Below are 9801 nucleotides of genomic sequence, written 5' to 3' on the forward strand. Positions count from 1 at the left end.
TTTTCTGGTAACTTAGCGTTGCCGAAATGACCCCGTTACAGGAAACGGCACCTGTATGGCGTTGACGCGAGCCGTAGAGCTACCGATCACGTCATGTCGCCTATGGCTCGTTACGTGCATTTGCCATCTGGCACGCGGGTCTCAACCGATCGATGATGGTATGGGTGCTCGCAAGACCGCCGATTCACTTTTTGCCGCACTCGCGGACGCTACCCGGCGACAACTGTTGTCGTTGCTGGGCGCAGGTGCGCAAAGCGCGCCCGGGCTGGCGCGCGGACTGAACATATCGCGCGCGAGTGTGCTCGATCACCTGGGTGCACTCGACGAGGCGGGCTGGGTCGATGTGGCTCACGACGATAGCGGCGAGGCGCTCTATTCGAAGCGCGCGCACGCCGAAGCGCAATTCCTCGCGGAGTGCGTCGCGTTGCAGACACCGGTAAGCCCCGAAGCAGGCGACGCCCTCGACGCTCGAGCCGCGGCGTGGGCGCGCGAGTGGCCGGCCGAAGACGCGAACGTCTATCTTATCGGGCAACGACTGCTTCGGCTGTCGACACACATCGACCAGGCACTCAAAGAGGCCGCCGCGAGCCAGGGCGTCCTGGCTGCCGAGTTGTTGCTGCTGGACGCGCTGCTGGTTTCGGGGCCACCTTATACCCAGTCGCCGACGCAGCTTCAGAAGCCGCTGGCGATGACGCTTGGCGGCATCACGAAGTGCGTGAGCCGCTTGGAGCAGATGGGCTTGGTGGAGCGAACGCCGGACCCGGCGGACGGACGCGGAATTCTCGTGCGAATGAAGCCGCGAGCGCGCAAAGTCCTGGAAAACATTCTCCGCGAAAGGGCATACGGAACCGACTGGGTGGCGTCCAGTCATATGGCGCCGGAACGGCGGGCTGCGCTCTCGATTCTATTGCGCGAACTTCAGCTATTTGCCGACGCAGAGGCTGTGCGTCGAAGCAGCGAGCGCCGCTGATATCTTCTCGTCGATCGCCGTCGGCGCCAAATGTCCCGTTGCGCTGCGCAGCGGTTCGCTACGCAGCACTCACGCCGGCACCCTTTGCCGGCCATTTTTCTCATCTTCGTCCAGCCACGGTGAGCTGACCGGGCCTACACCGCATGTCTTCTTACAGCGGGATCGCTCGGCAACAATAGTCGCCGAGGCGAATTTCCTGCGCACTCTCCGTAAAAACACCTGGTGGAATCGAATTAATTTCCCAGTAAAGTAAATTCCAGGTGCTCGACATGAGCAGATCACTCACGCAAAACGGCGATGCGATCGATGAGAGCCGCATATTTCACGGGCGTTGGTTCGCCGCTAGAAGTTAGGAGTCTTGCAGATCCAACTCCGGGTGTGGGCGAAGTTGTGTTGGAAATTCACCGCTGCGGGATTTGCGGATCGGATCTCCACATGACGGACGGGCACGCGCCGCACTTCACGCTTCCGGAAAATTCGACACTGGGTCATGAATTTGCCGGAGAAGTGATTGCGGTTGGAAAGGGTGTGGAGAAGTTGAGGGTCGGAGATTCTGTTACGGCGCTCCCGTTCACGGGTTGCGGGCATTGCGTCACCTGTCTTGCGGGAAAGCCTAACTTTTGTGCGGAGTTCAAGGGCGCCGCGGCTGGGTTTGCGCAGTATGCCGTCGTCGCGGAGCGTGTCGCGACGAAGCTTCCCAAGACGCTGAGCATGGAGGACGGTGCACTCATCGAACCGATGGCGGTTGGCTTGCACGGCGTCTCGCTCGCGAAACTGACGCCGGGTGCGAAGGTGCTGGTGATTGGCGCAGGCCCCGTGGGGCTCGCAGCGACTTTCTGGGCGCGGCGGCTCGGCGCGGGACGCATCGTTGCGACCGCTTCCTCACTACGCCGCGAGGCGCTCGCGCGGCATATGGGCGCCGATGCGTTCGTTGTACCCGACGCCGGGCAAGATCTGTCGACATTGGCCGCCGATGTGCTTGAAGGTGCACCGGACGTCGTATTCGAATGCGCGGGACAGAAGAACCTGATCGCGAAGGCGATTCAGTGTGTCAAGCCGCAGGGTGACGTGATCGTGCTCGGCTTTTGCACGGTCCCCGATCAATTCGTTCCCGCTGCGGCTGTGTGGAAGGAAGTGCGGATCCTGTTCGCTGTTACATACAGCATGCGGGAGTTCACGCATGTCGCGAACGTGTTCGACGCGGGCCATGTCGAACCGCGCATGATGATCACGGATCGCATTTCGCTCGACGCACTGCCTGAAGTTTTTGAAGCACTGCGCAATCGCTCGACGCAATGCAAGGTCATGGTGAATCCATGGCTCAGCTGAAATCGTGGAGGGACTATCTTTCCAGGCTCGGCGAGGCCGAGAGCTTGCTCGAACTGACCGAAACGCCTGACGACCCTCAAACGCGGGCGGATTTGTATCGTCAGTTTCAGATGAACCTCTCGCTTGCGTACTTCATCTATTTCCAGTCCGATCCACTTCATCCCGACTGGCTGCCCTTCCTGAACTCGGTGTTCATGCTGCAGCCAAATCCGGACGACACGTACTTCATCGCCCCACTACGCGGCGACCTGCGATACCGGCTTGTGGGAGAGCGTGGAAGCGTGCATCTGCTGACGCTCGATATCGGCCGCGGCATCATGGGAACCACCGACGAAATCCATCCTCCGCTCGGTCAATTCGATCTCGACGATCTGGAGATCGACGACGACGGGAACTTCCAGGTGCTGTTGAGTGCGCAGCGGCCGGCCGGTTACGAGGGTAACTGGCTGCCGCTACATGGCGAAGCCGACTTTGCGATGCTGCGCCAGCGTTCCTATGCGTGGGGTACGGAGCGCGACGCGCGTGTCGCCATCGAGTGTCTTGACGCGCCGTTCACGAAGCCACTGATGGGGTACGAGGACATCGCGCGGCGAACCGGCGAACTGATGAACTATGCGGGCCGGTTGTCACGCCGTTGGCTCACACATATGCAGCAACTGCGTGCACGTAGCAAGGTGAACGAATTCGAGTTCTTTACCTTCGGCGGCGGTCTCGCAAAACAGGCTTACTGGCAGGCGATTTTCGACTTTGGTCCCGACGAGGCGCTGATCCTTGAAACGGCATTGCCGCAGACACAACGCTACTGGAACGTGCAGTTGAATGACGCGCTTTTCAACACGCTCGACTTTATCGATCATCAAAGCAGTCTCAATGGACATCAGGCTCACGTCGACGAAGACGGGCATTTTCGCGCTGTGATTGCTCATCGTGATCCGGGTGTGCCGAACTGGCTCGATACCTGCGGCATCAATCGCGGCACGGCGATAGGCAGATGGTATGCGTGCAGTTCGGAGCCTGTCCCGACGCTCAAGCGTGTGTCATCGGCTGACGTTCGCAATCACCTGCCAGCGCAAACTCCTATTGTTGACGAGAGCGAGCGTGAGAAGCGCTTGCGGGAACGACGCATCGGCGCGCAGTTGAGGCGTCGTTGGTAAGTACAACAAATGTTTTAAAGGAGATGCCACGTGTCATTGCCTGGACGATTCACAGACGCGGAGGATGCGCTGCATGCTGCCGCTAGCGGCGCAGCCGGCTTGAACGATTTCGGAGTCGGCGCGGAGTACATGCCGGGTCTGACGCAGCTTTTGATTGCGCTCGACGACGACGGTCCGCGCTTCGCACCCGGAGGGCGCGAGTTCGTCTGGAATGCGCTGGTCGGCGCGCTGATTTCGCGCTTGGTGCTCGTAGATGGCCTACGCAAACATGCCGGCGCCGCGCAGAAAATTCCGCGGCGCCCGCTCGTCATAACGGGAATACCCAGAACAGGCACAACAGCGTTGCATAAGCTGCTCTCGGTGGATCCTCAGTTCCAGGGGCTGGAAAAATGGTTGACGGTCTTTCCGCAGCCTCGCCCCCCGCGGGAGGCGTGGAGCGGCCATGCACAGTTCCAGGCGACCGCGGCCGGGCTCGAAGCCTTCTTCAACGCCGCGCCTGAAATGCGCGCAGCGCACAACATCGTGGCCGATGAGGTGGACGAATGTCTCGAGATCCTCAAGCAGGGATTCTGCAGCAACCTCTGGGGGGCGTCATTCCGCGTGCCCCAATACGATAGCTGGTGGCGCGAGCAAAGCGAGTTGCCCGCATATCGCTACTTCGCGAAGGCCATTGGCTTGATTGGAGCGCGCGATAGCGAGAAGACGTGGCTGCTGAAGAATCCCGGCCACATCATGCAGTTGCCCGCTCTCTTCGAGGTCTTTCCCGATGCCTGTGTCGTGCAGACGCACCGCGACCCGACGCAGGCACTCCCTTCGCTCGCGAGTGTGCTGACGATGGCGCGCCGCGTCTCCGAGGGCGAGCGAGTCGACAGGCACGAGATCGGCCGACGGGAAGTTGAGAATTGGGCGAGAGCGAGCGAAGCGGCAATCGAGGCGCGTGCGCATTTACCCAAGGGGCAGTTCGTCGATATCCGGCAGAAGGACTTTCAGGTCGACCCGATCGGCGCGGTGAGGCGGATCTATAGTCACTTCGGTTTCGGGCTGAGTGCGGAAACAGAGGAGGCGATGCGCGAGCGTGTCAAGCAGAATCCGGAGCGTGCTCACGGTGCCCATGGCTACACGCTTGACGAATTTGGTCTCGCCGCGGATGCGATCAGGGAGTGCTTCTCCCGCTACAGGACCACCTATGGGCTCGACAGATGAAGACTGCTTCGCTTTCGCCGTTTTCCGGCTTCCTCCAGATTGCCTATGTCACGACTGATGTGGACGAGGCGATTGCTCGCTTCGCTTCTGAACACAACGTTCCGGCGTGGGCGCGGTTGCCCGGAATTGAAATCGAGTCCATGGGCGGCCGCCACTGCAAGCTGAATATCGCCCTCGCGTTCGTTGGACGAACGCAATTGGAGTTGATCGAACCGCTTTCGGGCGACGATCGCATCTACCGCGAGGCGTTGCCTCAAACGGGTTTCGCAATTCGTCACCATCACATCGCCCAGTTGATCGAAAGCGAAGCCGCATTCGATACGCAACGAGAGCAAATGGCTGCGAGAGGTGTGCCCATTGTTGTCGACGGCCAGTCGTCGGGCGCGGCCCGCTACTTCTACACGGATCACCGCGCTACGCTGGGGCACTATATCGAACACATCTGGTATACGCCCGCGGGTCTCGCAGGAATGGAGCAATTGCCGCGCAACGGGGCACTGCGATGAACGTACTCGAAGAGGCGTTCGCGCTGGATGACGACCATCGCCTCGCTGCTCGCATCGCGACGGCGGCCGGTGATGCGTTGAACGCGATACGCGCATCGGCGGTGCTTGCCGGCAAACCTCTGGGCGCAGTCGGCGACGCTACGGCCAATGAGCTTATCGCGCGAATCATCGGCCACGTACGACCTGACGATGGCTTTCTCTCCGAGGAATCGGTGCCGGACCCGAAACGCCTTATTTGCAATCGGGTGTGGATCATCGATCCGCTCGACGGCACCCGCGAGTATGGTGAGCGCATCGAAGGGCGCAGCGACTGGGCGGTCCACGTTGCGTTGACCGTGAGAGGTAAGCCGGACGCATGCGCGGTCGCGCTACCGGCTTTGGGGATGACGTTCGCAACCGGCTCGCCGGCAACCTTACCCGCTGCGCCACAAGGGCAACTGAAAATTCTCGTTAGCCGCACCCGGGCACCTGATCTTGCACAGAAGGTCGCGGAACGCCTGAACGCTGAACTCGTGCCGATGGGCTCTGCAGGCGCCAAGGCAATGGCGGTCGTGCGAGGCGAGGCGCACGCCTATCTCCATGCCGGTGGTCAATACGAGTGGGATTCGTGTGCGCCGGTGGGGGTGGCACTCGCTGCTGGCCTTCACGCAAGCCGCATTGACGGCAGCCCGTGCATATACAACGGCGCAGACGCCGCGATGCCGGATCTGCTCATCTGTCGTCGAGAGGTTGCCGAATCGATACTGGGCGCTATCGCGGCCTCGCAATGAAACGTTCCTCCTGAAGGACCTGTCATGCCTACTTTGACTCACCTGCGACGGCTCGAAGCCGAAAGCATTCATATCATGCGAGAAGTCGTTGCAGAAGCAGAGCGACCGGTGATGCTTTATTCGATCGGAAAGGACAGCGCCTGCATGCTCCATCTCGCGAAAAAGGCGTTTCATCCCGCACCGCCACCGTTTCCACTGTTGCACGTGGATACCACGTGGAAGTTTCGCGACATGTACGCGATGCGCGATCGCATGGCGCGTGAGACGGGAATGCAAATGATCGTTCACCAGAACCCGGAAGCAAAGGCACTAGGAATCAATCCGTTCGATCACGGATCGCAAGTCCACACGGATATGTGGAAGACCCAGGGTCTCAAGCAGGCCCTCGACAATCACGGTTTCGATGTGGCCTTTGGCGGAGCACGCAGAGACGAAGAAAAGTCGCGCGCGAAAGAACGCGTCTTTTCGTTTCGCACTGCAACACATCAGTGGGACCCGAAGAACCAGCGGCCCGAGCTATGGCGCCTGTATAGCGTGCGCAAGAACAAGGGCGAGTCGATTCGTGTGTTTCCGATCTCGAACTGGACTGAGCTTGACATCTGGCAGTACATCTACCTTGAGAACATCCCAATCGTGCCATTGTATTTCGCAGCGAAACGTCCGGTAGTGCAGCGGGACGGCGTGCTCGTGATGGTCGACGACGACCGTATGCCACTCAAGCCGGGTGAAAGGCCGGAGGAGAAGATCGTGCGCTTTCGTACGCTCGGCTGTTATCCGTTGACCGGTGCAGTGGAGTCGCGCGCCGCGACTCTTCCGCAAATCATTCAAGAGATGCTCCTGACGACAACCTCGGAACGGCAGGGCCGCGTTATCGATCATGATGGGGCGGCTTCGATGGAACGAAAGAAGCAAGAGGGGTACTTCTGATGGCACACGTCTCCGAACTCATTGGAACCGACATCGAGCGGTACTTGAAACAGCACGAAACGAAGAGCCTGCTTCGATTCATCACATGCGGGAGCGTGGATGACGGCAAGAGCACACTGATAGGCCGTTTGCTGTACGAGTCGAAGATGCTGTTTGAGGACCAGCTGGCGGCACTCGAAGCCGATTCCAGGAAAGTAGGTACGCGTGGCGGCGCGATAGATTACGCGTTGCTGCTGGATGGCCTGGCGGCCGAACGCGAGCAGGGCATTACCATCGATGTCGCCTACCGGTTCTTCTCGACGGATCGCCGCAAATTCATCGTAGCCGATACGCCAGGCCACGAGCAGTACACCCGCAACATGATCACGGGAGCATCGACGGCCGATCTGGCCATTATCCTGGTCGACGCCCGCAAGGGCATGCTGCAGCAAACTCGCAGACACAGCTATCTTGTGTCGCAGATCGGTATCCGCAACGTGGTGCTCGCGGTCAACAAGATGGACCTTGTCGACTACTCGCGCGAGCGATTCGATGAAATTTCGCGCGAATACTGTGACTTTGTGGAGAGGATCGGTATTCGAGGGGTAACGGCCATTCCGATTTCCGGCGTGAACGGCGACAACATCATTGGGAAAAGCGAAAAGACTGCGTGGTACGACGGTCCTTCATTGATGCATCACCTCGAGACTGTCGAGATCGACGAGGCGCGCTTGCAAGCCCAGCCCTTCCGCTTCCCGGTCCAGTGGGTCAACCGTCCCAACCTCGATTTTCGTGGTTTCGCTGGAATGATCGCATCCGGCGCGGTGCGTAAGGGGGATCGCGTACAGATACAGCCCTCGGGACGGGAGAGCACCGTAGCCCGAATCGTGACGGCAGATGGCGAGCTCGACGTGGCCTACGCTGAACAGTCCGTCACGCTCGTGCTTGCTGACGAAGTGGACGTTTCTCGCGGCGACCTGATTTCGACAGTCGATTCGCCCGCACAGGTCGCCGACCAGTTTGAGGCGACACTCGTGTGGATGAGCGACGAGCCTATGCTGCGCGGGCGCAGCTATTTGCTCAAACTCGCCACGCGGACCGTTACGGCAACCGTAATGCCGCTCAAGTACAAAGTGAATGTCAATACGCTCGAACACGTGGCTGGCGAGACGCTTACTTTGAACGAAATTGGTGTCGCGGAAATTGAGCTTGACCGCGCGATTGCCTTCGATCCGTACGAGCATAACCGCGAAATGGGCGGTTTCATCGTGATCGATCGCATGACCAACAATACAGTTGGCGCGGGCATGTTGCGGTTCGCGTTGCGCCGCGCAAGCAACATCCATTGGCAGGCGCTTGAGGTCGACAAGCGCGCGCGACGGGTGCTGAACGGGCATCAGAGTGGCGTTGTCTGGCTTACCGGACTATCGGGGGCGGGCAAATCGACCATTGCCAATCTGCTGGAGAAGCGCCTGCATGCAATGGGAAAGCGCACTTATCTACTCGATGGCGACAACGTCAGACATGGGTTGAACAAGGATCTCGGATTCACGGCCGAGGATCGCGTGGAGAATATCAGGCGCGTCGCCGAGGTGGCGAAGTTGATGGCCGACGCGGGCGTAATCGTGATCACTGCCTTCATTTCGCCGTTCCGTTCCGAACGAGGCATGGCGCGCGATCTCATGGAAGATGGCGAATTTATTGAAGTTTTCATCGATACTCCCCTCGAAGTGGCTGAACAGCGCGACCCGAAGGGCCTATACAAGAAGGCACGCCGCGGCGAGCTGAAGAACTTTACCGGCATCGATTCGCCCTACGAGCGTCCGCAGAATCCGGAAATGCGCATAGACACCACGAAATCGTCTCCTGAAGCGGCCGTGGGAGCGATCTTCGACAAACTCCAGACGGCGGGCTTCCTCGACGTATTTCGAGGCACCCCACTCTGAGCCGGCGACGGCCGTGCACATGGACGAGCTCGTCCATGTGGCGCCGTCACCATCGCCTATCGTTCATATTGTTATACGACATTCATTTATATATACTCCTCGCTGTCATCTACGGGAGATGCTGGAAGCGATTCCCGTGCTGACGGCGCCCTCGACGGGCGAGAGTCCAACGAGCATGGCGACGTTACGAGGCTAGGGAGAGAGCGGGGATGGCGGAAGGGAATCAGCAAGTGCATGGTCCACGCGAGTCGATGGAATACGAGGTGGTGATCGTCGGCGGCGGCCCCGCCGGGCTGTCTGCCGCGATCCGCCTGAAGCGGCTGGCCGCGGAGAAAGGCACTGAAATCGGCGTCTGCGTGCTGGAGAAAGGCTCGGAAATCGGGGCGCATATCCTCTCGGGCGCGGTCATGGATCCGCGTGCCCTGAACGAGCTGATGCCGGACTGGAAAGAGCAAGGCGCACCGCTGAACGTGCCCGTGACCGAGGACAAGTTCCTTTTTCTTTCCGAAACGGGGGCTAAATCTGTGCCGAACTGGGCACTGCCCGACAACTTCAAGAACCACGGCAACTACGTCATCAGCCTCGCGAACGTCACGCGCTGGCTGGGCCAGCAGGCGGAAGCCCTGGGCGTCGAAATCTTCCCCGGCTTTCCGGCCGCTGAAGTGCTCTACAACGACGATGGCTCGGTCAAGGGCGTCGCCACCGGCAACATGGGTGTCGGCAAGGACGGCGAGCCCACCGAAAACTTCCAGCTCGGCATGGAGCTGCACGCGAAGTACACGCTGTTCTGCGAAGGCTGCCGCGGGCACCTGGGCCGTCAACTGAACGAGAAGTTCAAGCTCGGCAAGGATGCGGATCCGCAGGTCTACGGCATCGGCATCAAGGAACTGTGGGAAATCGATCCCTCGAAGCACCAGCCCGGCCTCGTGATCCACACCGCGGGCTGGCCGCTGGAAAGCGACACCTACGGCGGCTCATTCCTGTACCACATCGACCACAACCAGGTGATGGTGGGCT

General features: G+C 60.0%; 9 protein-coding genes and 1 pseudogene. All 10 read left to right on the top strand.

All coding sequences use genetic code 11. From position 1 onward, the window contains the following. The first annotated feature begins 160 nt into the window (after positions 1-160). Positions 161-970 (top strand): ArsR family transcriptional regulator, encoded by an 810-nt coding sequence (locus tag M3A49_RS11960; RefSeq protein ID WP_266228867.1) that lies wholly within the window; start codon positions 161-163, stop codon positions 968-970. A gap of 306 nt (positions 971-1276) precedes the next feature. Further along, positions 1277-1660 (top strand): annotated as a pseudogene (locus M3A49_RS11965) (alcohol dehydrogenase catalytic domain-containing protein); the annotation flags it as partial. A gap of 21 nt (positions 1661-1681) precedes the next feature. Beyond that, positions 1682-2299 carry a zinc-binding dehydrogenase gene (locus M3A49_RS11970; RefSeq protein ID WP_266228887.1) on the top strand — a complete coding sequence of 206 codons (618 nt, stop codon included), beginning with the start codon at positions 1682-1684 and terminating at the stop codon, positions 2297-2299. Continuing rightward, the gene (locus tag M3A49_RS11975) at positions 2287-3453 is read left to right on the top strand and encodes a DUF1214 domain-containing protein (RefSeq protein WP_266228868.1); all 1167 of its coding nucleotides are present in this window, start codon (positions 2287-2289) and stop codon (positions 3451-3453) included. Before M3A49_RS11970 ends, M3A49_RS11975 begins: the two co-directional genes overlap by 13 nt. Positions 3454-3483: 30 nt before the next feature. After that, positions 3484-4656, top strand: coding sequence for a sulfotransferase family protein (locus tag M3A49_RS11980; RefSeq protein ID WP_266228869.1), 1173 nt, complete (start codon positions 3484-3486; stop codon positions 4654-4656). Continuing rightward, a complete protein-coding gene (locus M3A49_RS11985) occupies positions 4653-5162 on the top strand; it encodes a VOC family protein (RefSeq protein ID WP_266228870.1) in 510 nt (169 codons plus the stop codon). Before M3A49_RS11980 ends, M3A49_RS11985 begins: the two co-directional genes overlap by 4 nt. A 77-nt stretch (positions 5163-5239) precedes the next feature. Beyond that, entirely contained in the window at positions 5240-5932 is a 693-nt protein-coding gene (locus M3A49_RS11990) for a 3'(2'),5'-bisphosphate nucleotidase CysQ (protein WP_266228871.1), read from the top strand. 24 nt (positions 5933-5956) lie between these two features. Next, the gene (gene cysD / locus M3A49_RS11995) at positions 5957-6859 is read left to right on the top strand and encodes a sulfate adenylyltransferase subunit CysD (protein WP_266228873.1); all 903 of its coding nucleotides are present in this window, start codon (positions 5957-5959) and stop codon (positions 6857-6859) included. Further along, complete coding sequence (gene cysN, locus M3A49_RS12000; protein ID WP_266228874.1) at positions 6859-8784, top strand: sulfate adenylyltransferase subunit CysN; 1926 nt, start codon at positions 6859-6861, stop codon at positions 8782-8784. The genes cysD and cysN overlap by 1 nt, the downstream gene beginning before the upstream one ends. A gap of 209 nt (positions 8785-8993) precedes the next feature. Then, positions 8994-9801 (top strand): NAD(P)/FAD-dependent oxidoreductase (locus tag M3A49_RS12005; RefSeq protein WP_266228875.1); only part of this gene is annotated, 808 nt, incomplete at its 3' end.

The organism is Paraburkholderia sp. CNPSo 3076 (assembly GCF_026343935.1).
GTDB lineage: Bacteria > Pseudomonadota > Gammaproteobacteria > Burkholderiales > Burkholderiaceae > Paraburkholderia > Paraburkholderia nodosa.